The sequence below is a fragment of the Gimesia algae genome, assembly GCF_007746795.1.
Lineage (GTDB): Bacteria > Planctomycetota > Planctomycetia > Planctomycetales > Planctomycetaceae > Gimesia > Gimesia algae.
On record NZ_CP036343.1, the window covers coordinates 4,536,113 to 4,561,772 of the forward strand.

Genomic DNA, 25,660 nt, shown 5'->3' on the forward strand with positions numbered 1-25,660 from the left:
TGCTCTGCTCGCTCAGAAATTCGAAACCGGAAGATTTTCAGAGAAAACAGGTTAAATTCTCAGAATCAACCTCTTACAATACAACAGCTACTCTCAATCGACACTCCAAAGGGCAGTCATGTCATTTTACGGCTATCACCCCATTATCGAAAAATGGTTCCGGAAACGTTTTCAGGGTCCGACTGAACCGCAGCAACAAGGCTGGCCTTGTATCAATCGGGGTGAGCACACATTAATCTCGGCTCCGACGGGAAGTGGTAAGACGCTAACCGCCTTCCTCTCCGTCATAGACCGCCTGGTGAAACGTTCGCTGGCTGGCGACCTGGATGATGAAACCAGCGTCATCTATGTCTCGCCACTGCGTGCTCTATCCAACGATATGCACCGTAATCTGACTCAGCCGCTCGAAGAGATTTCCGAACTGATGGAAGAAGCGGGCCTGCTGTTCACGCCGATCCGGATCGGCCTGCGTACCGGAGATACGCCTTCATCAAAGCGCGCCGCGCTCGTCAAACGGCCGCCTCATATATTAGTGACGACCCCCGAATCGCTGTATTTAATGTTAACCGGTTCCAAAGCCCGGGAAACACTCAAAACAGTAGAGACTGTGATCGTCGATGAAATCCATGCTTTATTAAGAGACAAACGTGGTTCGCACTGGTCGATCACCCTCGAACGGCTGGAAGCCCTCGTCGAACATCCCCTGCAACGCATCGGTCTGTCCGCGACACAGAAACCACTGGATCGCGTGGCGCAGTACCTGGTCGGTAATCGACCTGAAATTGAAATCACCGCAGATCCCCCCTCTGAAACTCACAGTGATTACCCCGAGCAAACCTGTCGGATCGTTAATATCGGGCACTCGCGTACGCTGGATGTCGCCATTCAGGTCCCGCCGTCTGAATTAAGCGCGATTTGCACTCACGAACAATGGGCAGAAGTGCTGGAACAGATTATTGAGTTAATCAACTCGCATCACAGCACGTTGATCTTTGTGAATACCCGCCGCCTCGCAGAACGCATCACTCACCAGCTTACCGAACGGCTGGGAGAGGAAGTGGTCGGCAGCCATCACGGTTCCTTATCTGCAAAAATTCGACATCGTACTGAACAGAAACTGAAAAGCGGCGAGCTGAAAGCGGTCATCGCAACCGCCTCTCTGGAACTGGGCATCGACGTCGGCTATATCGATCTGGTTGTGCAGATTGGTTCACCGCGGGGTATCGCCACATTTTTGCAACGTATCGGCCGCTCCGGGCATTCACTGGGTCTGGTTCCCAAAGGTCGGATCTTTGCGCTTTCGCGTGACGAACTCGTGGAAAGCATGGCTTTGGTTCGCTCGATCAAACAGGGGATCCTGGATACCGTTCGTATGCCTGAAGCGCCCATTGATATCCTGGCGCAGCAGATCACCGCCGAAGTCGCCTGCCAGGAATGGAATACGGATGAGCTGTTTGCCACCCTGACCCGCGCCTATTCGTACCGTAATCTCAAACGGAACGACTTTGACAGCACGATCCAGTTCCTCAGCGAAGGGATCAGCAGCACCTCTGGCCGCAGCCGTGTTTACCTGCATCATGACCAGGTTCAGAACCGCGTTCGCAGCCGCAAAAATGCCCGTCTCGTCTCCACCATGAACGGCGGCGCGATCCCCGAAATTGCCTCGTACCGCGTGGTCACCGAAGACGATCAGACCGTGGTCGGCTCCGTCGATGAAGATTTCGCTGTTGAAAGTATGGCTGGCGATATCTTTCTGCTGGGTAATACATCCTGGCAGATTCGCTATGTACGTGGCGGGGATGTCACCGTGGTCGACGCGCATGGGGCACCCCCTTCGATCCCGTTCTGGTTCGGCGAAGCGCCCGGGCGTTCGCTGGAACTGTCAACGGAAATCTCCCACTTAAGAGAAGAACTCGAACGCCGCATCGAAGATGCCGAGCAGGCGATTCTCTGGCTCTCACAGGAAACCAATACCGACGAATGGGGCAGTAAACAGATCGTAGAATACTTCCAGGCACAGAAAGCCGCCCTGGGAGTCGTGCCCACGCAAAAACGGGTTGTGTTTGAACGGTTCTTTGACGAATCGGGGGGCATGCAACTGGTGATCCACGCGCCCTTTGGAGGTGACATCAACCGCGCCTGGGGCTATACGATGCGGAAACGTTTCTGCCGTTCTTATAACTTCGAACTGCAGGCGACCGCCGACGATAACGGCATTATTCTTTCACTGGGTCCGCAGCACAGCTTCCCGCTGGAGAGCCTGTTCAGCATGCTCAACACCCGAAATGTGCAACAGCTGTCCGAACAGGCGATTCTGGATCACCCCATGTTCCACGTGCGCTGGCGCTGGAATGTGACACGGGCTTTACTGGTCTCCCGCATGCAGAACGGCAAAAAAGTTCCGCCACCACTGCAGCGTTTTCGTGCGGAAGATTTACTCACAGCGGTTTTCCCGCGGCTGACGGGCTGCCCCGAAAATGAAATCGGCGAGATCGTCCGCCCCGATCATATTCTCGTCGATCAGACACTCACCGACTGCCTGAATGAACAACTTGATATTGGGGGCTTGAAAAACGTCCTGCTCGAAATTGAACAGGGCACGTTGAAGCTGATCCCCCGTGACACTCGGGAACCGTCTCCCTTCTGCTATGAACTGCTTAACTCCAGTCCTTACACCTTTCTGGATGGAGGCGAAGCGCAGGAACGCCGGGCGCGGGCAGTCGCGACGCGCCATACGCTTTCTGTGGAAAGTGTGGAAGATCTGGGAAGGCTCTCTCCGGAAGCGATCGCCCAGGTGTGTCAGGAAGCGCAACCTGTCGTCCGTAATGCCGATGAATTCCATGACGTGCTACTGGGGCGCATTCATCTTCCCATTCATGAACGACCTGAGTGGGCTGACTGGTATCAGGAACTGGAAGCGACCGGACGTGCCACTACACTGTCCCGAACAGAACAACCTTCCGAACAGGTTTCTGCACACAGCTGGGTTGCCACGGAACGACTGCCGGCGGCATTGGCTGCCTTTCCGGACAGCCAGCATGCTCCACCTGTCAAAGTGCCCGCTGGCGTGCAGCAGGAATGGGAATCGACGGAAGCCCGCACCTCGATCATCCGCGGTCTGCTGGATAACTGTGGGCCCCTCACGGTTGCCGAAATGGCACATCAGGCGGGCATGACAGATGCACAAACCGAAGCCGCTTTAATGGCGCTGGAAGGCGAAGGCATCGCCATGCAGGGCTATTTTCGCGTCAAAGATCCCAACTGGGACCAGAGCCTGGAAGAATCGGAAGCAGCAGAAACAAAACAGGATACTTCTCCTGTTCCACCGAAAGAATGGTGCCACCGGCGTCTGTTGTCCCGCATCCATCGGCTGACTCTGCAAGGCTTACGGGCCCAAGTACAACCGGTGGATGTGAGCGTGTTGATTCAATATCTGACCAGATTACATGGTTTGACGGGCGACGAAAAACGGTCCGGAACCAATGGTCTATTTGAAGTCCTCTCGATGCTGCAGGGCATCGATATCCCGGCGATCAGTTGGGAACGAGATATTCTGCCTGCCCGCCTGTCGAATTACCAGAGCAGTCAACTGGACGAACTCTGCTTTACCGGCGAAGTAGGTTGGGGCCGCCTGTATCCTCCCCGCCGCACCGCTGAACAGGGAAAATCGATGACCGGCATCACCCGCAATGCCCCTGTCTCATTCTTCCTGAGAGAAGACATCCCCTGGCTGGCCTGTTTCAATCAAGTCTCTTCAAAGCCGGAAGACAGCGAAGCAGAACACCACCTGAGCAGTCCCGCGCAGGAAGTACAGGAACTGTTAACACAACGCGGCGCCCTGTTTGCCTCTGATCTGATGGCGGCGACACAGTCACTGCCTTCGCAGATCGCTGATTCACTGGGGGAACTCATCTCCCGCGGTCTGCTTACCTCAGACAGTTTCTCGGGTATGCGGCAGTTTACGGAAGATCGTTCTACGAAACAGAGACGTGCTTCCCGCAAATCGAGAATCGGGCTGGTTCGTAAAAGATCGACTCCGAACAATACCGGACGCTGGTCGATCTGGAGACGGGAAGCCAGCGGGGAAGTGGAAGAACGGAGCCTGCAGTATTTTGAATATGTCGAACAATGGGCCTGGCAGTTGATCAGACGCTGGGGCGTGGTGTTTCGCGATTTGCTCAGTAAGGAATCCGGCGCACCGCGGTGGTTTGAACTGCTGCAGATCTATCGCCGACTGGAAGCTCGTGGCGAAATTCGAGGGGGGCGGTTTGTGACCGGTGTGGCGGGCGAGCAGTTCGCCATGTCGGGTACGATTCAGGAACTGCGTAAATTGCGCGATGACCCGACCTGCGATGAGTTGACGATTCTTTCTGCCACAGACCCGTTGAATCTGACAGGAATTCTCACCAAAGATGCGCGCGTGCCGGCGACTCCCGCCAATCGAATCGCCTGGTGGAATGGGAATCTGATCGCCTGGGCAAAGAATGAAGAACTGTTTCTGCTGACGAAAGTTTCAGAGAAATTGAAACGGGAGCTGATCCTGGGATTCGGGCTTCCCATCCAGGAATTCAACAGACAGCAACTGTTGGATGAGAATTCCACAAATGAGCTGGAAGAGGCTTCGCAATCCGTGTCTAATGTAGATGACCAGCTTATCCCCACCGGTAATGGTACAAGTCCCCCTGATAAAAAATCGCCGCGTCCTTCGTTTCTCTGAAACGAGCGCCTGTGGTGTTTCCCTAAATATTACTTCGGAACGAAGAATGTCAGACACTCCTCTCAGCATGTGCAGAATCCCGTTTTTTGCGTGGATGCTTTTATTCTGGGTCACTGTGCATCCTGGTCTGCTGCAGGCTGCCTCTGAAAAACCGGATACTGCGGACGTCAAAGACTTATTGAAAACAGCATACGAACATCAACAGCATGGCCGCTATGAAGAGTCGCGTGAAGTCTATGACCAGGCAGCAAAGCAACTGGAGCAGCTCACTCCGCAGAATGCAGAACAGTCTCTGAAATTGCAGCGGAGCCTGATTGAACTGGACCGGTTGACGGGCAAATCTGGTGAAGCCATCACGCGGCTGGAAGTCTCGCTCAAGCAATCTCCCGATCTGCCAATCCTGTACGCAGTGGGCGCCCAACTTTATTATGAAACGGGCGATTACGACAAAGCGAATGAGTATGTGACCCGCGCACTGGCTCTGAATTCGGATCAGCCGCTGGCACACCTGGTCCAGGCGCATCTACTGACCGATGCGGGCAAAATTGATGAAGCCAACGAAGGATATCGCTGGTTTGTGCGTTACTACAACCGGGCTCAACCCGAAGATGCAGAAACACTGCTGCTGATCGGGAAAGGTGCCACTCAGTACGCGCGGTGGAACAGTGTCTCGCAAATCTTTACCTTTGTCATCAACACGGTCTGCCCGGATGTCATCAAAGCCGATCCCCTGGCCTGGCAGGCTTCTTACCTCAGTGGTTCGATCTTGCAGGAGAAATACAATCGTCCCCAGGCTGCGGACGAATTTACCGCCGCGCTGAAAATCAATCCCCAGGCAGCAGACGTGTACGTCGCCCTCGCTTTTTCGTCCATCGAAGGACATGAATTCGATCAGGCTGCCAAAATGATTGAACGGGCGCTGGAAATTAATCCCCAATCGCTGGACGCGCTGCTCACCCGTTGTGACCTGGAACTGATAAACGGCCAATATCAACAGGCTTTGAAAACGGCACAGTCTGCAGCAGCCCTCAATGCCCGCAGCCAGTTTGTTCTGGCCCGACTCGCGGCCTGCTTTCTGCTGCTGGATGGCGTTCCCGATCGCGAAAGTCTGGCTGAACTGTTCACCGTTTCTGATGACTCTGAACCGCAACCGACTTCATCCCGCTTCACCAAACTGACGACTGCGCTTCTGAAACAAAACCCCAAACCGGGCTACTTTCTGTATGAACTGGCCCAGTTAATGGAAATGAAACGCCGTTTTATGTTCGCCGAATTTGCTTACCTGAAAACAATCAGTCTCATGCCTCAACTTTCCGGCCCCAAGTCTTCACTGGGGATGCTCTACATGCAGATGGGAAAAACCGAACTGGCCCAGCAGACATTAGACGAAGCATTCAAATCGGACCCCTATCATGTACGCGTCAGTAATATGCGGAAAGTGCTGGGCGTGCTGGAGTCATACGGTGCCATCATCACGGATCATTTTGTGATTCGATACGATTCCAAAGCAGACGCCATTCTGGGGCAGTACATGGCTGATTACCTGGAAGAGATTTATCCGGAACTCGCCACACAGTTCAGCTACGAACCGCCGGGTAAAACACAGTTTGAAATCTATCACGATGCCAAAGGGCTGGGCGCCCATCAGTGGTTCAGCGCCCGCATGATTGGCTTGCCCTGGATCCAGACCATTGGTGCCTCAACCGGAGCCGTCGTCGCCTTGACTTCACCGACCGCAATGAAAGAGCCTTTCAACTGGGCCAGTGTACTCAAACATGAGCTGGTACATGTTTTTACCCTGCAACAGACGAAATACAAAATCCCCCACTGGTTTACTGAAGCATTGGCCGTCCGCAGCGAAGGCAGCGCCCGCCCGCAGAGATTCAATCAATTACTGGTCGAACGGGTTCCGAAGGGAGAAATTTATTCTCTGGATGAACTGGACGGCGTTTTTGTCAGACCCAAGTCATCGGATAACTGGAGCTTCGCTTATTGCCAGAGCCTGATGTGTGCTGACTTCATGGTAGAAGAATTTGGTAAAGACGCGTTAAAAAAACTGCTGACGTCGTACCAGAACCAGCGTTCCACAGATGAGGCGATTACAGAATGTTTTCAGATTACACCCGAAGACTTTGAGCAGCGTTATCATACCTACCTCAAAAAAATCACTGCTTCTCTGAAAGGTTACCAGCCTGAATCCACACGCAGTTTCAAGGAACTGCAACAGGAATATGAAGCGGATAAACAAAACCTGACTCTGGCCGGTGAATATGCAGTGAACCTGCTGCAGCGTCGAAAAAAACAGGAAGCGCGGGAACTCGCACAGTCCGTATTGAGCAAAGATCCAGCACAACCACAGGCCGCTCTGACAATTGCACGACTGGAACTGCTCTCTGAAGATCTGCCTGCTGCGTTAGCGATACTGCAACCTGCACTGAAAACCAAAACAGATAATGCAGAAGTCCTTGAACTCGCTGGTAAAATCCTGCTGAAACAGAAACAATACCCCGAAGCATTAGCGATTTTTGAATCTGCTCACAAAAAATATCCTTATCAGACAGAATGGCTGCAAGGGCTCGCAGTCATCTATCGCCACCTGAAAGAGGATCAAAATCAGAAAGAGACACTGTTAAAGCTGGTCCACCTGGACCCCAGTGATGTAGACAGCATGCAGGAGTTAATGTATCTGTATCAGAATGAGGGTGACCTGAAAGAAACGCTCCACTGGGGACAGGCTGCGTTACAGATTGACGTACTTGACCCGGAGACTCATGAATGTCTGGCAGAGACGGCATTGAAGCTGAAGCAACCTGAACTGGCGATTCGCGAATACCGTGTGCTACTGCAACTCGACGAGAAGAATACGGAAGCCCGCTACCAACTGGCGAACGCCTTATTCGAAAGTGGAAAAAAACAGGAAGCGGAAACCGAAGTCGAGCGACTGTTAAAACAGAATCCCGATCATGCTGCTGGCAGAGTTTTAAAAGAAAAACTGTAACACTGATATTATCAATCTACTTGACTAAAGGAGCTCTCGTGAGCGACCCGATTCACCCCTCTTCAGCCTCCACCAATGAGGATTCTCAACATCAGATCGGTTTATCGCTGTCTGAATTTCAGGCGGTGATTCATAAGATGTTCTATGAAAAAGATCAATCGCGGGGCATTGAAGGGACCTTTATGTGGTTCATGGAGGAAGTGGGAGAATTATCCTCATCTCTACGGGAAAACAGCGATCGAGATAATCTGGAGGAAGAATTCGCAGATGTGCTTGCCTGGCTGGCGACCATGGCAAATGTCGCGGGAATTGATCTGGAACAGGCGGTAACCCGCAAGTATGTACAAGGGTGTCCACGCTGTAATCAGGCTGTTTGTACCTGTGACCTGTCCTGGAAGCCCTGAAACGTAAATGCGATTCCCATAAAGATTTGAGTCATAAAGATTGACACTGCTTCACTCTGGAATTTAGACTGGAGTCATGCTTGGAAAGTAGTGACTTCCGATTCCTGTCAGCAATTATCTCTCATCTCAGATTGCTATCGCATCACTATGATAAACGATTGCGCAGATAAAACTCGAATTTGGGTAAGCCATCACACGGTTCTCCTGTTGAAGATGTGGATGCCTGCTCTGATTGTATGCAGCCTGATTCCAGCAAGCGTACAGGCCCAACCCCCTAAGCCGGAAATTGATGCCGCCATAAAACGGGGCGTGTCTTTTCTGAAAACGAATCCTGATTACGGCCGTGGTGGTATGAATGCCTTTGTTGGCTACACACTTCTGAAAGCAGGCGAGCCACCTGATTCTCCCTTTATTCAGAAATGCGTCAAGAATATTCTGATCGACCATAATCAGAAAAATGACTCAGGGGAATTAATCTATCGCCCAGGGGGAGACTACAATTATTGCGCGGGCGCCCAGCTGATGCTTCTCGAAGCTCTCGACCCGGAAAAATACCACTTCGAAATTCAATCGACTGTGGATTTTCTGATTGGGACGCAACATTCAACCGGCAGTTGGTACTATCCTGGTGACTCTCCGCATAATGGAGATACCAGTATTACACAATATGCCATTCTGGGACTCTGGGCCGCACAACGCGCCGGAGTACAGATTCCCACAGCCGTCTGGGATAAAGCCGCCCGCTGGCATTTATCAACCCAGCTCCGTGATGGCGGTTTTGGTTACCATCCTGCTGTCCCCGCTGAAGCAACAGCCAAACATACCATGGGAGTCGCGGGCACGGGCAGCCTGTACGTTATATCCATGATGCTTTACCCTCATGGTAAAGCCCCCACACCGAAGCAGAACCAATCCGAAGGCGTCAAGAAGAAACGTTTTGGCTTTCTCGAAAAAGTAAATCTTACGGATGATTCAGGCGAGGATGAAAAAGACCTGTTCTCCAAACCGACCGTCCCCTTTGATGCGATCGAAAATGGTAAATCAAAAGGTGAAGGCTGGGTCATTAAAAACTACAACATCCGCAAACCCTCAGGTTGGCCGATTTATTATCTGTATGGACTGGAACGAATCGCTGCGCTGGCAAACACGAAAACACTGGGACCACACGACTGGTATGCGGATGGCGCTCGCGAACTGCTCACAACCCAGCGCGATGATGGCAGCTGGTTCGGGGCGGGAAACAGCCCTGCTTCCACCTGTCTGGCAATTATTTTTCTGTCTAAAGCAACCGTAAAAACTCTCAAGCGGAAGTATACGCCAGAGCCAGTCGGGGCCGGACTGCTGGCTGGCGGCAGAGGGCTGCCCAAAAATCTGGCTGAAGTTCAGATGCGAAACGGCAAAGTGCAAAATAAATCTTTGACCGGTGATCTCAGCGAATTGCTGTCACAACTGGAAGATCCCGCCAACGCAGATCTGGAAGCCACCCAGGAATCACTGATCGAAACCATCACGCTGGGTGATCGGGAGAAACTGATCCAGCAGAAAGAACGCGTTCTGAAACTGATTGAGGCCCGCTCTCCCGATATCCGCAGAACCGCCATCTGGGCGCTTGCACGTACGAATGATTTTCGTGTCGCACCGCTACTCATTAACGCACTTAAAGATCCGGATTTAGGCGTACGCATTGAAGCCCGCAATGGCTTATGTACCCTCAGCCGAAAAATCAGAGGGCTGGGGATGCCTGAAGACCCGCTGGCAGATGCTCCAGAAAACCTGGATGAAAAAGCACGTATTCAAATTGTAAATCAATGGTCAGATGAAACAACAAAACGCTGGCAGAAATGGTATCTCAATATCAAACCCTTTGAAGAAAAGTTCAACCTCTACGAAGTACTCAACCAACTCCCCATGTCTAAATAATCCCAATTAATTCGTTTACGTACAGGTTAGTTTCATACGATGGCACAGGCTCCACCTCAAGAAGATCATCGCAAGTCGCCAGTCATGCGGGTTACCCAGTATGACCAGGTGAGTTCGTCACTGATCGCGATTGTGCTGGCCTTAGTGATTGCAGTCTTCTGGCTTTCGATTGTCTGGATCACCAATCGCCTGCCCCAGACAGAAAACGAGGTTGCTCTGGAGTTGATTGATCTGTCAGGGGGGGCAGAAGATGGTTCGCCCGATGAAAGCCTGCTGGTCGAATCGCCTGAAGATCCGGTTGATGACCCTTCTCAGGTTGATACTCCCACCGAGGAAAATCAGGTGGAAGAAATGCTGGACAGTGTGGTGGAATTGTCAGATCAAGCCACTCAACAGGTTCAGCAGCAAATGCAGACCGACCTGACCAACTCGGGAAAAGTCGGCAGTGCTGCTGGCACGGGTAAACGGGCGCTGGGCTTCGGAACGGGTGAAAAGGGACTGCCGCGTGAGCAGCGGTGGTTTATTAAATTCTCAGACCGTGGCTCACTGATTGATTATGCCAAGCAGCTGGACTATTTCAAAATTGAGCTGGGTGCCCTGCTCCGCAGCGGGAAAATGGTCTATCTCTCCAATCTGTCATCAGACAAACCTGCGACTCGCACTGCCTCATCTGGTGTCGACGAAAAACGACTCTATATGACCTGGCAGGGTGGCGAACGCAAAACCAGCGATATCAGTCTCTTCAAAAAAGCCGGACACGATGTCACAGGGGCCATCCTGTTTCATTTCTACTCCAAGGAGACGGAAAACCAGTTACTGACGCAGGAAAAAAAGTATCGCAATAAGAATTTTGATGAGATCCGCAGGACCTATTTTACGGTTCGAGGAAATCGCTCTGGATATACCTTTGATGTGACTAGACAAACTTATTTCCGTTAAATGAGATAATCAGTAGGCACCTATGAATTACTCCCTTGCACCGATATTAAATGTTGCCGGAATTGCCATATATGTATCACTGGCTTTAACCGCACTCTATGGCGTTTTCTGTGTGATTCTGCTGGTCAGACAAATCTCACAAAAACGTTTTATGACTCAAAATGCGGCGAATGAGTTTCTCGACCAGATTCACGACGATATCGAAAACAAAAATTATGAATCTGTCATTAATCTCTGTGACTCCCCCCCTTACTGGAGCAAAGCTGTCCCTCAACTGATTCTGGTTGCCATGGCGAACCTGGAACGTCCTGCAAAAAAACTCAGACTGTTACTCGCTGAAAAATTTGAACGGGATATTCTGGCCGACCTTGAATACCGTATGTCCTGGATCAGCACCATCGTCAAAAGCGCCCCGATGCTTGGACTGCTGGGAACCGTCATCGGGATGATCAATGCGTTTGACAAAATCGGCAACATGCAGGAATCAGGTGGTGACCCCAGCCAACTGGCAGGGGAAATCAGTTTTGCTTTATTCACCACTGCCGCCGGACTGGCAGTGGCCATTCCACTTGTGATGGCTGGTGCCTTAATCCATGTAAGAATCGGCAAATTGCAGGATTCCGTTCAGGAACACACGGGCGAATTTCTTGAGATTCTCGAAGACTCCCGTAAGTCATGATTCCATAAGGCACAAAGAACATGGCGCGCAAGAAAACATTATTTAACGGCGATACCGATGGCTGGAAAAAGCGTCCGGCTGCCGGTGCGGGTGACGACCTCGATATTACGCCGATGATCGATGTCACATTCCTGCTGCTGATCTTTTTCATGGTCACTTCAACGATGCAGGCCACTCAGGATTCCGATGTTCCCGTTGCCCGGCATGGAGTCGGCGTCGATACGCGTGGTTCCACCATTGTCCTTGTACACAATGATGGCAACGGACTCAACGGTCAAAGTGTCGTCGAAATGAAAGAAGCAGGTGGCACGACTGAAGTCTCACTGGAAGAACTGACGGCCCGGGTTCGCGAACGTGTCCAGAGCGGGGTCATGGATGTCATCATCAAAGCGGACCGGGGCGTTCCGCATGGATTTGTACAGGAGGTCACACGTGCTGTGACCGAAGTGGATGGCGTGAAATTCTATATTGGAATTGAAGAGAAGAAAAACAACTGAATTTCCAACACGAAACGACGTAAAACAGATGAGATCTAAATTACAGTTACTCAAACACTGAATTCCCAATGCCAATCAAGTTCTATTGTAAAAAGTGTGGTCAAAGGCTGAGCATTACCAGCAAAAAAGCGGGTAAGGCTGTCGCCTGTCCTGCGTGCAAGAGTCGGATAACCATACCTTTTGAGAGTGAAGAAAAGCACACTGAGCCACCCGCAGCGCCTCCTGCGGTAGCGGAACCGTCTGTCCCTCCTCGCAACGAACCACCCGCGCCGGTCCCCACACCAGTTGCAGACACACCACTGGATCAGGAACAGGATCAGCTTTTACACGATCTGGATGATTTAGGCCCGATCGGCGAAAGCTGGGACGAACTGCTCGCAGGTGACTGGGAACAGGAAACCGAACCGGAATCGTTCTCGGAACCCGCGCCCACAGTCACTCATGATCGGTCAGAATCAGATTCCCCTGTGGAACAGGAGCCGCCTCAGCTTGAATCGGCCTCCGAAGCGATGTATGAAGAAGACGAGGATGATTTCACTGAGGAACCGGAGTCGGAACCAGTCGCAGAAACGGAATCAGCGGCTGCTCTTCAGCCTCTCAACTCTGTGGAAACAGATCCAGAACCCGTCTCCAGTGAAATCGCATCCGCCCCCGCAGAGATCTCTGACCTCCCCGTTACATCACCCCAGACAGAGACTGCTGCAAATAAATATTTCCCGCCTGAGGAAGACGAAGATGATGATGACGAGGACGATGGTTTCTCCATTCGATCTGCGGATTCCGAATTTGAAGAGATGGATCTGACACCGATGGTCGATGTCACGTTCCTGCTATTAATCTTTTTTATGATCACCGCTTCTTTCAGTCTGCAGAAAAGTATTCAGGTGCCCCCGCCCAATCCGGACGAAGATGGCGTCTCGCAATCCCTGCAGACATTGGATGATTTCCGCGAAGAATCCATCATCGTTGAAATCGACAATAATAACGGTATTTATGTTGATGACACAAAACTCTCCAGTCCTTCTGAAATCGTTCAGGCGATATTGGACCGCCGTGACGCTGATGGAAAACCAAAATCAGAACTGGTACTGAGTGCTCACAAAGCAGCACGACATGAAACGGTTGTAGCGGTTGTGGATGCAGCTAATGAAGTCGGGATGCAAAAGATCCGACTCGCCTCTTACAAAGGACCAGAAGACTGACTCTAACCAGGCAGATTACTCCTGCAATGTATGCCTCCGACCTTCTGTAAAGATAAGTATTTGAAATGGCAAGTTTAGAAATCTCATTCCTGTCTGGAAAACATCAGATCATCGAGCTGTCAAAACAACAGCCCGTCTCGATCGGCAGTCATGCATCCAATGATTTACAGATTGACGGTGAGAATGTTGCTTCGATGCAGTGTCGGATCAGCTGGAACAAAAAAAACTTTGAAGTTCTCGCCGCGACCAGTGATGGCATCGAAATCAATGGAACCATGTCCGGTCGATCGCTGTTAAAGGATGGCGATCTGATCCGGATTGGAGAGGCGGACATTCTGTTTGTCGATGAAGTCGATCTGCTTGATCTCAGCGCACCACTGCCTGATGTTTCAGATGAAGATAATATCGAAAGCTCCATGTACGATCTGAAACCGGTCAGCCAGGATGAACTGGAACTGGTCTTACAGAATCCGCTCCAACCCAAAGAAGAAGTTGTAGCATCTCAGAAAAAGCAGCCCCCGAAAGAGAAGAAACCCAAAAAAAAGAAAGCTTCAAAATCAACAAAGTCTTCCAAACAGGCTGAGCCCCCTGAGGACGAGAATGAAGAAATCTTGGATGTTGACGATCTGGACCTGGCTTCCGCTGCGGAGTTACTGGTTGATGACGAACCTGATTCCGCTGGCCAACCTGCCGCAACGTTTCTCTCTCGTTCCAGCGAACACGCCACAGATGAAGAATCAGAATCGGGGAGTGATCGCTCGAAACAACAGAGCCCGCTTTCACTGAAAGACCGGGTCCGTCGACGTACCTCCCGGAATGCAGTTCGACCGGGGGAACGCCAGGTTGTCAAATCCCCGTTTGTCCTCTCACTGGCAGGTGGTAGTCTTCTACTGGTGTTAGTCGCATTAACCTTCTGGTTCATCATCGGACGAGATACCGCGAAACGTCATTTCGATGCAGCGGTCCAGGAGATGGAGGCAGGCAAATATTCTCAGGCGATTCAGCTGTTTGAACACTTTCTGGAAAATTATAGCAAGAGTGATTACGCCGACGAAGCACGGATTATGCTCAGTGAGTCGTTGGTGGAAAAAGAAATCTCCGGCTCGACACCGGCCTGGAATGCGGGTCTGGAAGCCACCAATCAGTTCATTAAAAAACACCGTGATGATTCTGATTTTAAAGCGCTGTATCCGACACTGGTTGATTATGGAAAGCGAATCGCATTAGGGGCCGTCAAAACTGCCAGTCGCACAAAAGAGCGCGATTTGTTAACGGTATCCGGTAATGCGGAAAAGATCCTGACGCGTTACAGTCCCCCCGATACTCCCCCCACAGAAACCTTAGCCAAAATCAAAGCGGGATATGAAAAAGCGGAAGCGGAAATCCTGCGCAAAGAAGTCTTTGATGTCGCCGTCAATCAGATTGAAGAATCCATAAAACAGAAAAACACTCTCGAAGCTCTGAAACAGAGACGACACCTGCTGGATCGTTATACCTATTATAAAGACGATCGCAAGATGATGACAGTATTGAAGCAAATACTGGAACTGGAAAAATCTCTCGTACAGTCCAGTAATGAAGCGGTACCAGCTGTGACAGAAGACTATCCGGAACCGTTTCCTCAGGCAGTCACGCTCTCACTGCATACGCGATCCCGATCCAATGAGGTTTCCGATGGTCGCAATGTGTTTGCCTTAGCCAATGGCAGCTGCTTCGGCATCGATTCCATCACAGGAGATCCCATCTGGCGTCGGCCGACAGGTCTGGATGCCCCGTTTGCTCCCTTAACGGTTGCAGGCAGTGAACCTTCCCTGCTGTTGTACGATTCGCGTCAGAATGAACTGTTGTGTGTCACTCAGAAAATCGGAAAACTGGTCTGGCGACAGCCTATGCCTTCCCGCCCGACAGGGAAACCCCTGGTGCACCAGGGGCAGATTGTGATTTCCTGCAGTGGAGGTGAGTTGCTCAATCTGGATCTACTGAAGGGAGACATCATTTCTCAACTCAAGTTTGCTCAGCCTCTCGTTGGCGCTCCGGGACTGGTCTCTGGCGAGCAGGCTGTGGCCGTTGCCGGTTTTGAAGCAGTGATCTATCTGGTGAGTCTGCGTCCCTTTGAATGTCAGAAAGTGGCCTCCCTCGGCCATCGACCGGGTACCATTCAAATCCCCATACTTTCGATGGGTAAACTGCTGCTGGTTTGTGAGAACGATCGCGCCGACTCTGCCATACTGCATGTCCTGGATGGAAACGGACAAAACGCAACCCTGAATGAACTGGAAAATGTCCGCATCAAAGGACAGGTCCACAGCGTCCCTGTCCTGCGTGGCAAACAGATGTTCTTTCCCACAGTTCCGGAACGCATTACTGCTTTTACTGTCACAGACGAAGAAGGGAAACGCAAGTTGACAGAAATTGCTTCATCTCAATTACAGGATCCACTATCCTGCCAGATCTATCTTTCTGCAGGCTCGGGTGGTCAACTCTGGATGTGCAGCTCTGCCTTGCGTAAATTCACGCTCCAGAACACGGGCATTAAACTGGACAAGAAAAAAATCGCCGAGGGTTTAGGTTCTCAGCCAATGCAGCTCATCGGCAACAACCTTTATCTGGCCCGCCGCCTGCTCTCATCCAATTCCGTTATCTTTACCATTGCCAACCGGGATGAAATGTCGAGCTCCTGGAAATCCATTCTGGGAACCGACATCGTCGCGACTTACCCCTACGGCGCAGGTGATCAACAGGGACTGGTCTGTATCACTTCCGACGGTGACATCTTCCGGCTGCGCGAGAATGACTTTGATGCTGCCGAATCGCCATTCAAAGAAAAATCCAGTACACAACTCAAGCTTCCGGACTCACTGGCTGCACCTCTCCAGTCCAGCCAGCTGACGGATGGAAAGATCGCTGTGTACTGTGGTGCTCCCGAGCCGACACTCTGGATACTGAATCAGTTTGGACAGTTGGAGCAGACGATCGATTTAAAGTTACCCCTCGATGCGCCCCCTGTGCTGATCGGGGATGGGATTGCACTGCCTTTTCGAAAGAAAATCTCTGTCTTTCGCAAAGGACGCGGACTGGATTCCGTACTGGAACACGTCCTCCCCGATGACGTTGATGCCAGCGTAAGCTGGAAACAGCTGATCCCGTCGGCCAAAGATCAATGCATTGCCATCACGTCGGCAGGCCAGATCTTCACACTGCAATATCGCACGAGTCCTGTACGACACCTGGCAGTACTCTCTGTCACGGATAAAAAACAACCCATCGATTTCAAGGCAGGCGTCGGAAAAGACTTACTGGCGGTGACGGATGCTTCAGGCTTACTGCAGTTGCTGGACCTGAAAACGGGCCACCCCAAAGCCAGGCTGCAGCTCGATATGCCTGCTACCAGCGATCTCTGGTTAATCGATCAATTTCTGTTTGTACAATCCAAACAGAATCTAATCTGCTATAACATCAAGCAGGGACTTGAGAAGATATGGAACCTGGAATTACCGAACACTTCACTGGCTGGTCCTCCTGTGATCATTAAAAACCAACTCCTGCTTTCCCTGCAGAATGGAAAGGTACAGTCTGTCGACTTACAGACAGGAAAAGTCTCAACCGAACTGATGGCACCTCTCCCGGCGATCGGCTCGGTCGTTAATCTTGAGAATTTCCTGCTTATACCGACCGTGGATGGCAGCCTGTATCGTATTGATCAGGCACTGCAGCAGAAAGGTCAGGCGTCACTATGAGAACACTTCGCGATTTACTTCTTATCCTGTCAGTATTAATCGGTTTTTGTCTCACCGTGGATTTAAATTTTGTCGTCGCTCAAAACGACGCCAAGAAGAATTCCAAACCGGACGCCGCAAAAAATGAATCGAAAGACTCAGCCAGTGAGGAAGTGGAAATCCTGCCTAAACTGGAAGAGATGCAGATCCCGACCGTTGAACAACTGCTTAAGAAACCTCCCGTTGACTGGATTGTGCTGGAAAATGATACAGTGCTGATAGTCGAACCAATCTATCCCCGCCCTGATACCCTGGGACAGCTCGACCTTGCCCTCAAAGAAAGCTACAACTGGCCGAAGCCTAAAAGCAAAGAGGAAATCGAAGAACAGAAAAAAATGCGGGCGGAGATGAATTTTGTTCGGATCACCCTGATCAATGATAAAGAAAACCCGGAATATCGAATTCAGCGAAAAAGTATCAAGCAGGTCATCCACCATGAAGACCAGATCATCAACAGGATTGACCTGTTACTCAAAGAGAAAGACCTGAAAACCGCGTTCGAGCTCCTGCTGATTCTCGACCGGAAACATCGAGACTGGCCGGGCTTTGAGCAAAGGCAGAACCAGCTGTTGCTGCTGGAAGCGAAGGACAAGCAAAATTCTCAGCAGTATCTCAATGCCCTGGCTTACGTCCAGGATCTTCACAGCCGCGATCCTGAATTTCCCGGGTTAAGCAATCTCGCTGGTGAAATCATCGATGTGATGATCTCACAATCGGTTCAGGAAAAAGCATACCGCAAGGCTCACTACTATTTGAAACGTCTCGAATCGATGTTTCCCCGCCAGGAAACAGTGAGTAAATGGAAAACCGCTTTTCTGAATGAGTCAAATTCCCTTCTGAAAGCTGCGGAACAGGCCGCCAGCCAGAAACATTACCAGGAGGCAATTCAGGTAGTTTCTACCGCAGTTGTCGTCTGGCCGGCCAATCCGAAACTTCGTGAATCACTGCTGAAATACCAGAAACGTTTTCCGATGATCAACGTAGGCGTACTGGAAACAGCCTTGGAAGAAACGCCATATTTTCTCGGATGTGAAGCAACCCGCCGCCATCAAGCCTTAACGCAGATCCCGTTATTTGAAGTGACGAAAGTCGATCAGACCCCCTATTATCACAGCCGCTTCTTAGAACAATGGGAACCCACCGATCTGGGACGCCGTGCTGACTTTATCTTAAGACAGTCTTATTCCTCCTGGGAATCGCATCCCACCATGATCGCGGCAGATATTACGAAGTACCTGAGAGGTAAACTTACACCGGGCACCGCGGAATACAATGAACGATTTGACAGCTATGTCCGTTCCGTCTCATCGACGGGCCCATTTACATTCAGTATCTATTTTGATCGTGTCCCTCTGCAGATCGAATGGTTGCTTTCAGATCCGGTGAATTCCCCCCCACTCTGGCAGAATATCTCTACGATATCAGAGTCGGCTCAATCACCAACCGGGAATGCAGTCCTCGTCTCCAGCCGCTTTGTTGTCGATCACCAGCAGGACGGTATTGTCAGTTATAGCCGGGCAGTTCCCCAACCATCCGATGTACGAGATTTTAGTGTCGCCCAGATCAATGAGATTCCCTATCCCAGTTTCGAGAAATCATTTCAGGGATTACTGCTGGGAGAAGTCACAGTACTGCCTTTCCTACCGGCTAAGCTGGTCTCGTTCTTCAAGGATAGCAAAGATTTCAATGTTGTCCAAAGCGCAATCCCTCTTACTCACGTACTGCAGTTCAATCCTGAAAGCAAACCGATGCAGGTCGTCGAGCTCAGACGTGCTCTGGCATACGCAATCGATCGACAAAAGATTTTATCCGAGACCCTGTTACACGAATCCAGACTGCTGAACGGCCGCCTGATTACCGCCCCGTACTACACAGGCCTGCAAGTTTATAATCAGCAAGTTCCTCAACGTGAATACAGCTTCCCGCTCGCGGTCGCTCTGGCTGTGGCTTCACAAAAAAAACTGGGGGGTCAGTTTCCCACGCTGCGAATGCTGTGTGACTCCAATCCGGAAGCACAGGCAGCAGCACAGGAAATGATAAAAGCCTGGTCACAAATCGGTCTGAAAGTCGTGCTGATCCCCAATACTGCTGAAGAAGCAAAAAAAGAGAATCTGCAATGGGATATCGTCTACCGCACGGTCGCGATGACCGAACCAGTGATGGAACTCTGGCCGTTCCTGACGGTGGGCAAAGGCGCACAAATCGAATCTCTGGAAATTCTCCCGGACTGGATGCGACTGTCGTTAATTGAACTCGATGAAGCCACAGACTGGGAATCGGCAACAGCCCTCATCAAAAAACTGCAACAACAGCTCTACTCGATGGCACATATCATCCCACTATGGGAGATCGATCAGTTTCATGTCTTTCGCAAAAACATTAAAGGTTATGCGGATCGTCCTTTAAATTTCTATGACAACGTAGAGCAATGGATACCAGAACCCTACTACCCTGATGTGGAAGCGTTTACTCAAAAATAGATTGAGTTTTTATTGAGATCATCAGTTTCAAGTTCGGAAGAGTAATGTCTCAGTTCACAGGTTTGAAATTTTACTGCTGTATACTCATTCTCGGGATAATCTCTGCTCCCGCGACGAGACCGCTTTATGCGCAAGCAGTTGCTGAGACCAACGTGGATTTGGACCTGCACATCAGCCTGAAGCCGTACCGTACCCGCATCGAAATCGCCTGCGATCCGGAAACCAGGCTCGACGATTTTGAACGCCAGCGACTGCAGCGTCAGCTACATCAGATCATTGATCGTTCGGTCGGGGAAAAATGGCTACTGAATGAACCAGATGGTCTCCAGGCGGAAACGAGCACGGGCATCTTCGAAAATCGCTGGTTACCACTATGTACTTCCACTGGTTTATTACGCTTACAGCCGGAACAGATCCTCGAACGATACCCGGCTCAACCATTTGAAAAGCTGTTTCTGATTGTCATTGAACCTGCGGGCATTGGATATCGCATTTCAGGCAGAGAGTTTGATTATTATTCACAGCGACTCAGCCCACTCGCTGAAAAAGTCACTTATGAAACACGGTTTCTTGCGGAAACCGTGTTTCATTTACTGAGCGATCTGTTTTCCTCTATCGTAAGCATAGAAACGGTTGACGGAGAACAGGTGACTGTCAGTGAACAGGCCGGCCAGTTTCCCACTCCCGATCCGGACGTTGCCACTGTGGAAATCAACAGCTTCTTTCTACCATTTTTCCGCTATCTGAATCGTGACAGAGAAGTCAAAAATATCCAGATGATCCCCTGGACCTATCTCGAGATAGAAAAAATGGATCGCAAGCATGCGACCTGCTCTGTCACATCCGGTTTGAGAGGTATTCTAAGCGGCAGCCGGCGGCGGGTCGAAACGCTCGCCCTGCATGTTCAGCCCCGTTACCAGGCAACAGAATTATCGTTGGTTCCCCGAGGCACTTCGACGCAAACTTATGCTGGCATGAAAGTTCAGCTTTCGCCTCTCAACCCGCAAGAAGTCCGTCAATTACAGATTGCCGCGAAAAAAGAGAGCGAAGAAACCAAAAAACCACCCAAAGAACCAGATTATCTGACGGGTGAGTTTCTGACAAATCGCAGTGGAACGATTGAGATCGACGCAGATCCACAACAACCCCTGATCTGGCTGTATATCCGCAGCGGGAAAGCTCTGGTTGCAAATGTCCCTTATCTTCCCGGCATTGATTCACGGATCTCCATCCAGATTCCCGATGATCGAATTCGACTTGGTGTCGAAGGCGAACTGGCAGTACTCAATGGGGAGCTTATCGAATCCGTTGCCGAACTCTCAATGAAAATGTCACGCATCCGCAAGTGGGCCAAAAGCAACGAATGGGACAAAGTCGACGCAGGCATCCGCGGACTGGAAAGTGAACTTTCTCCCAGACGGATTTTCCTGGATAAACTGAATGTCATTCGCGTATCGGCTGTTGAAGCAGCCCAGGCACAAAATAACAGAGCCGCTCAGGCCAGAATTGCCAGCCTCTGCCGCGAAACCGGTAACCGCATCGACCGTTTTCTGAGCCCCACAGGGATCATTGATCTGAAAGCCGAGATCCAGGATTTAAAACAATTGTCAGGCAAAAACAGTAAACGTTGAACGCTTAGTTTGGAACACGATCACCATGTGGACGCTCTCTTCTATCGCCGTGTATCCCGTGAAATCTCTTGATCCGGTCTACGTCGATCAGGCCGATCTTCTTCCCTGCGGTGCACTGGCAGGAGATCGTCAGTTTGCCCTGTTCGATGAATCGGAAAAGCTGATCAACGGAAAACAGTACCCGGCGATTCATCAGATCCGCGCAGAATTCGATCTCGGAGAGCAGGCGGTCACACTGTCAGTCCCCCAGCAATCGACCAAATCGGTCCGTTTCCCGCTGGCTGTTGACCAGCCCGAACTCGAAGACTGGTTGAGCGACCATTTGCAGACCCGGGTCCGAATTCACGAGAATCGTGAGACCGGCTTTCCGGATGACCCGGTCGCGTCGGGACCAACGATCATCAGTACTCAGACCTATGAGGAGCTGTCGCGCTGGTTCCCGAATATTTCGGTCGATGAAATGCGGCTGCGTTTTCGAGCCAACCTGGAATTTGCCGGCGACCTTCCCTTCTGTGAAGACCGTCTCTATTCGGCTGAAGATCCACCAGTGCAATTTCAGATCGGCTCCGTCACATTCGACGGATCTAACCCCTGTAAACGCTGCGTGGTCCCCTCCCGTTCTCCCTGGTCGGGGGACGGCGACACCCAATTTATGAAAACATTCATTCAAAAACGACAGGAAACTTTTCCGACCTGGGGAGATCGTAGCCTGTTTCAAAACATGTATCGGCTGGCTGTGAATACAAGGCTCGCGACCTCTGCAGAGGATGTTTCCTTACGGCTACACGTGGGAGATTCGCTGAAACTCTTCAAGTGAGCCTTGGGGTACAATCCGAATAGACTCCCAAAAGTGAGAAACTATAAACCGCACAATTCCTACAACTGATTCCTGAGGTGGATCGGTTACCGGAATACTCTGCATTTTTCTAAGATCGCGGCAGACACCCCGAAAACAGTACGCTAAGTTTCAAGTGTCGCTTTTTCTGAACATGAATCTATTTTCAAACTCAGAGGAAGCCTTTAACGAAGATGTTCTCCCCACTTATTCGCAGGGAATCGCGATGCTTGTCCTCAGCCGAAAAAAAGATGAAAAGATCATTATTGGAGATTCCATCACTTTAATGGTGATTGAAATCAAAAACGATAAAGTGCGACTTGGTATTGAAGCACCAAAAGATGTGACCGTGCACCGGGAAGAAGTCTACGCCGCGATTAAAGCACAGAGCGAGCACGACAGCACCAACTGCGAAACACCGTAAGCAGTCGTTCCCCTTTCACAACATCAGGCTTTCGTAAGCTGTACTCAGCTATCCTGTGCCTGAGCCCACATTTTATCGAAGACTTTTCGTTGCTCAGCTAATGCAGCCACTGTGTCTGTTTCGGGCTGCTTACCTTCTTCGAGCATCAGCCAACCAGTATAGTTCGCGCCCGCCATCAACTCGAAAAACGCTTTGTGCGGGTAAGGGTTATGGATCAGATCGTGGATATGTGTCGTGGCACCTAAACGATCTTTGACCATCGCAAAATTCGCAGCGAGCCCTGCCCCTTCCAGATCCTGCTTGTTACAGTTCCAGCAGATTGCCACATTCGGATGAACGGCAACGTCCAGGATTTTTCGAATCGTGGGCAGATGAGCACATTTGCCGTGTACTTCCAGTCGAATCTGCTGACCAAAGCCGGCACCGAATTCCCCAAGTTCATTCAGCGATTTTCCGATTTGTTCGATCGTCACATTTTCCGGTACGCCAACATGGAAGGAATCGGGTTTCACCTTAACGCCCGTTCCTCCGACATCATGGCTGAGCTTGATAAAGTCCTTCGTATCCGCAATCGCCTTCTTCAATACTATCGGATCGGGGCTGTCATAGCGTTCATTGCTGCCAATTCCCACTAACGTCACCGGGCTGTCCGCAAAGCGCTTCGCGACTTCCTTCCGCTGATCTGCTGTCAATGTGCGCTCCACCCCATGGGCATGGGTGGTTCTTACTTCGACGCCCAGGACATTCGCCGTTTCACAGTTTTTCAGCAGAGTCGGCAGATCCCAGTCCTTGGCCCATTGATATGTCACCAGGCCGTACTGGGCTTGTTTTTCAGATTTTTTTTCTGCAAACACGGAACCCGACAAACCACTGCCTAACGCCAAAGTGCTTCCGGCGGCAGCAGTTTTCAAAAAGTCGCGACGTGAGTAATAGTCCATGAATGCAGTCTCCAGAGTATATTGATTCGGTTTTTCTTGATCCCTGAAAATAATCAGGTCTCTACCCGGTTCATTGATCTTACCTATTATTACTGATTCACCAGACAGAATACAAACAACTTTCTGCTGATTTCTGAATCAACAACACAAGCAGAAGGAGCCGGCTACTTTACAATAAAACTCATTCCTTTTATAAAACAGGTCAGGATCAGTACTGTCAGCGGGAAAACCAATTCTTTCCCGTATTTAAATAAAACGACTGTTGACTTTTTATGATTTGATTCCGAGTAAGACCATGAACGAGAAAACCGCACCCGAAAAATTTGCCTTTCAGGCTGAAATCAAAAAACTTCTGGATTTGCTCTCACACTCGCTGTACCAGAACCGGGAAATCGCGATCCGGGAGCTCATTTCAAACGCCTCTGATGCGTTGGACAAATTCCGCTTCATCTCATTGACCGATGAATCTGCCAAAAACGATCAACCGCTGGAAATCCGCCTGGAACCCGATTCCGAAAACCGGATCCTCGCCATCACCGACAATGGCGTCGGTATGACCCACGATGAATTAATCGAAAACATCGGCACCATCGCCCACAGTGGTTCTCTCGATTTTCTAAGCAAAGCCGCCGGTGATCAGAAAGAAGAAGTCTCCCTGATCGGCAAGTTCGGCGTTGGCTTCTACTCCGCGTTCATGCTGGCCGATAAAGTCGAAGTACTCACCCGCAGCTATAAAGACGAGACCGGCTATAAATGGGAATCTGATGGAACCGGGTCCTTCACCATCGAACCTCAGGCCGACCTGCAGCGCGGAACATCTATTCGCCTGCTATTGCGAAAGGATCTGGATGAATATACCGATGAAACGCGTTTGAAATTCATCTTGAAAAAATATTCGACCTTCGTCCCCTACCCGATTAAAATCGGCGACGAACTGGTCAACGATCAGAAACCGATCTGGATCGAACCCAAAACACAACTCTCCCAGGAACAGTATGACGGGTTCTATCAGTACCTCGCCCACAACGGCGAAGATTCCGCCCGCTGGCATCTGCACCTCAGTAGCGATTCACCGTTCCAGTTCCACTGTATCCTGTATTGCCCGCAGAACAACATGGAATTGATGGGCTTCGGACGCACCGAACATGGCATCAGCCTGTGTGCCAAACGTATCCTCGTTCAAAATGATAACCGCGACCTGCTCCCCGAATACCTGCGATTCCTGTATGGGCTTGTCGATTCCGCGGATCTGCCGTTAAATATCTCGCGTGAATCACTGCAGGACAACACTGTCTTCCGCAAAATCAAAAAAGTGCTCACCAAACGTGTGCTCTCACACCTGGCATCCATCGCCAAAGACGACGAGGAAAAATACCTCGAGTTCTATCGCCAGTTCGGCAGTGCACTGCGGGAAGGCATTGGCACCGATTTTGAAAATCGCGATGCCCTCGCTAAATTGCTGCGATTCCCGTCCTCCAAAGGGTCTTCTGAGAACGAACTGTTTTCGCTGGAAGCCTACCTGGAACGGGCCGGCGAAGATCAGAAACAGATTTACTATCTGGGCGGAAACGATTTCAATACAATCGCCCGCAATCCCAACCTGGAAATCTTCCGCAAGAAAGGCATTGAAGTCTTCTACCTGGAAGACCCGATGGACGAAATCGTTCTGTCCAATCTGGCGAAATTCTCTGATCATGACATCGTTTCCATCGATTCCTCCGACGTCAAACTGCCCGGCGAAGAAAAGACCGACGACGAATCCGAAGAAACCGCAGAGAAAAAAGAAGAGTCTAAAGAACCGAATACTCCCGAGTTCGAAAAAGTCCTCTCCCTGTTCCAGGAAGAGCTCAAAGACGATGTCGAATCGGTCACCAAATCAGATCGCCTGACCGACAGCCCCTGCTGTCTGGTCATGCCGGAGGGCGCGATCAGTTCTCAACTGCAGAAAGTGTTGAGCATGGGCAATAAGGATTTCCCGACGACCAAACGCATTCTGGAAATCAACCCGGACGCCGAACTCATCAAACGTCTCTGTACGCTTTCCTCCAACAACGATCAGCACGCCTTCATCAAACAATGCGGGCGACAGCTGTTCTGGAACGCCTCCCTGATGACGGGCATCGCCACCAGCCCCGAGCAGATCACGGAGAACATCCAGAGCATGATGGAAGAACTCGCACAGAAACGATCTCCCATTATTACGTAAGTCAGATCTCACCT

The 25,660-nt window shown here is 50.7% G+C and carries 15 protein-coding genes; 14 read left to right on the forward strand and 1 reads right to left on the reverse strand.

What is annotated here, in order from left to right:
- Positions 1–118 precede the first annotated feature (118 nt).
- From Pan161_RS16835 to csrA, 13 genes are all read left to right on the forward strand, one after another.
- Positions 119–4,717 carry a DEAD/DEAH box helicase gene (locus tag Pan161_RS16835; RefSeq protein WP_145228997.1) on the forward strand — a complete coding sequence of 1,533 codons (4,599 nt, stop codon included), beginning with the start codon at positions 119–121 and terminating at the stop codon, positions 4,715–4,717.
- 46 nt (positions 4,718–4,763) lie between these two features.
- Positions 4,764–7,715, forward strand: a complete 2,952-nt coding sequence (locus Pan161_RS16840; RefSeq protein WP_197995365.1) for a tetratricopeptide repeat protein — start codon at positions 4,764–4,766, stop codon at positions 7,713–7,715.
- 137 nt (positions 7,716–7,852) lie between these two features.
- The gene (locus Pan161_RS16845) at positions 7,853–8,119 is read left to right on the forward strand and encodes a MazG nucleotide pyrophosphohydrolase domain-containing protein (RefSeq protein WP_145232728.1); all 267 of its coding nucleotides are present in this window, start codon (positions 7,853–7,855) and stop codon (positions 8,117–8,119) included.
- Between the two features lie 219 nt (positions 8,120–8,338).
- Positions 8,339–10,039, forward strand: a complete 1,701-nt coding sequence (locus Pan161_RS16850; protein ID WP_145229001.1) for a HEAT repeat domain-containing protein — start codon at positions 8,339–8,341, stop codon at positions 10,037–10,039.
- 39 nt (positions 10,040–10,078) lie between these two features.
- The gene (locus tag Pan161_RS16855; protein WP_145229003.1) at positions 10,079–10,978 is read left to right on the forward strand and encodes a hypothetical protein; all 900 of its coding nucleotides are present in this window, start codon (positions 10,079–10,081) and stop codon (positions 10,976–10,978) included.
- A 22-nt stretch (positions 10,979–11,000) separates the two neighbouring features.
- A complete protein-coding gene (locus Pan161_RS16860) occupies positions 11,001–11,657 on the forward strand; it encodes a MotA/TolQ/ExbB proton channel family protein (protein ID WP_145229005.1) in 657 nt (218 codons plus the stop codon).
- A gap of 20 nt (positions 11,658–11,677) precedes the next feature.
- Positions 11,678–12,154, forward strand: coding sequence for an ExbD/TolR family protein (locus tag Pan161_RS16865; RefSeq protein WP_145229007.1), 477 nt, complete (start codon positions 11,678–11,680; stop codon positions 12,152–12,154).
- A gap of 68 nt (positions 12,155–12,222) precedes the next feature.
- Positions 12,223–13,356 (forward strand): ExbD/TolR family protein, encoded by a 1,134-nt coding sequence (locus Pan161_RS16870; protein ID WP_145229009.1) that lies wholly within the window; start codon positions 12,223–12,225, stop codon positions 13,354–13,356.
- Between the two features lie 65 nt (positions 13,357–13,421).
- The gene (locus tag Pan161_RS16875; RefSeq protein ID WP_145229011.1) at positions 13,422–17,093 is read left to right on the forward strand and encodes an outer membrane protein assembly factor BamB family protein; all 3,672 of its coding nucleotides are present in this window, start codon (positions 13,422–13,424) and stop codon (positions 17,091–17,093) included.
- Positions 17,090–19,612 carry an ABC transporter substrate-binding protein gene (locus tag Pan161_RS16880; RefSeq protein WP_145229013.1) on the forward strand — a complete coding sequence of 841 codons (2,523 nt, stop codon included), beginning with the start codon at positions 17,090–17,092 and terminating at the stop codon, positions 19,610–19,612. The genes Pan161_RS16875 and Pan161_RS16880 overlap by 4 nt, the downstream gene beginning before the upstream one ends.
- Positions 19,613–19,764: 152 nt before the next feature.
- Positions 19,765–21,243, forward strand: coding sequence for a hypothetical protein (locus tag Pan161_RS16885; RefSeq protein ID WP_145229015.1), 1,479 nt, complete (start codon positions 19,765–19,767; stop codon positions 21,241–21,243).
- A 25-nt stretch (positions 21,244–21,268) separates the two neighbouring features.
- On the forward strand, positions 21,269–22,060 hold the full coding sequence (locus Pan161_RS16890; protein WP_145229016.1) for an MOSC domain-containing protein: 792 nt from the start codon (positions 21,269–21,271) through the stop codon (positions 22,058–22,060).
- A gap of 244 nt (positions 22,061–22,304) precedes the next feature.
- Positions 22,305–22,502 carry a carbon storage regulator CsrA gene (gene csrA / locus Pan161_RS16895; protein WP_145229018.1) on the forward strand — a complete coding sequence of 66 codons (198 nt, stop codon included), beginning with the start codon at positions 22,305–22,307 and terminating at the stop codon, positions 22,500–22,502.
- A 44-nt stretch (positions 22,503–22,546) separates the two neighbouring features.
- On the opposite strand, the gene Pan161_RS16900 is transcribed toward csrA, so the two are convergent.
- Positions 22,547–23,440 carry a TIM barrel protein gene (locus Pan161_RS16900; RefSeq protein ID WP_145229020.1) on the reverse strand — a complete coding sequence of 298 codons (894 nt, stop codon included), beginning with the start codon at positions 23,438–23,440 and terminating at the stop codon, positions 22,547–22,549.
- A gap of 295 nt (positions 23,441–23,735) precedes the next feature.
- Here Pan161_RS16900 and htpG point away from each other — a divergent pair, with 295 nt between their 5' ends.
- Positions 23,736–25,646 carry a molecular chaperone HtpG gene (gene htpG / locus Pan161_RS16905; protein WP_145229022.1) on the forward strand — a complete coding sequence of 637 codons (1,911 nt, stop codon included), beginning with the start codon at positions 23,736–23,738 and terminating at the stop codon, positions 25,644–25,646.
- The last annotated feature ends 14 nt before the right edge of the window (positions 25,647–25,660 follow it).

Coding starts and splice junctions, on each gene's coding strand:
- Pan161_RS16890 (WP_145229016.1), top strand. CDS start 21,269: ATGTGGACGCTCTCTTCTATCGCCGTGTATCCCGTGAAATCTCTTGAT.
- Pan161_RS16845 (WP_145232728.1), top strand. CDS start 7,853: ATGTTCTATGAAAAAGATCAATCGCGGGGCATTGAAGGGACCTTTATG.
- Pan161_RS16865 (WP_145229007.1), top strand. CDS start 11,678: ATGGCGCGCAAGAAAACATTATTTAACGGCGATACCGATGGCTGGAAA.
- Pan161_RS16855 (WP_145229003.1), top strand. CDS start 10,079: ATGGCACAGGCTCCACCTCAAGAAGATCATCGCAAGTCGCCAGTCATG.
- Pan161_RS16835 (WP_145228997.1), top strand. CDS start 119: ATGTCATTTTACGGCTATCACCCCATTATCGAAAAATGGTTCCGGAAA.
- Pan161_RS16850 (WP_145229001.1), top strand. CDS start 8,339: ATGCCTGCTCTGATTGTATGCAGCCTGATTCCAGCAAGCGTACAGGCC.
- Pan161_RS16870 (WP_145229009.1), top strand. CDS start 12,223: ATGCCAATCAAGTTCTATTGTAAAAAGTGTGGTCAAAGGCTGAGCATT.
- Pan161_RS16860 (WP_145229005.1), top strand. CDS start 11,001: ATGAATTACTCCCTTGCACCGATATTAAATGTTGCCGGAATTGCCATA.
- htpG (WP_145229022.1), top strand. CDS start 23,736: ATGAACGAGAAAACCGCACCCGAAAAATTTGCCTTTCAGGCTGAAATC.
- Pan161_RS16880 (WP_145229013.1), top strand. CDS start 17,090: ATGAGAACACTTCGCGATTTACTTCTTATCCTGTCAGTATTAATCGGT.
- Pan161_RS16875 (WP_145229011.1), top strand. CDS start 13,422: ATGGCAAGTTTAGAAATCTCATTCCTGTCTGGAAAACATCAGATCATC.
- csrA (WP_145229018.1), top strand. CDS start 22,305: ATGCTTGTCCTCAGCCGAAAAAAAGATGAAAAGATCATTATTGGAGAT.
- Pan161_RS16900 (WP_145229020.1), bottom strand. CDS start 23,440: ATGGACTATTACTCACGTCGCGACTTTTTGAAAACTGCTGCCGCCGGA.
- Pan161_RS16840 (WP_197995365.1), top strand. CDS start 4,764: ATGTCAGACACTCCTCTCAGCATGTGCAGAATCCCGTTTTTTGCGTGG.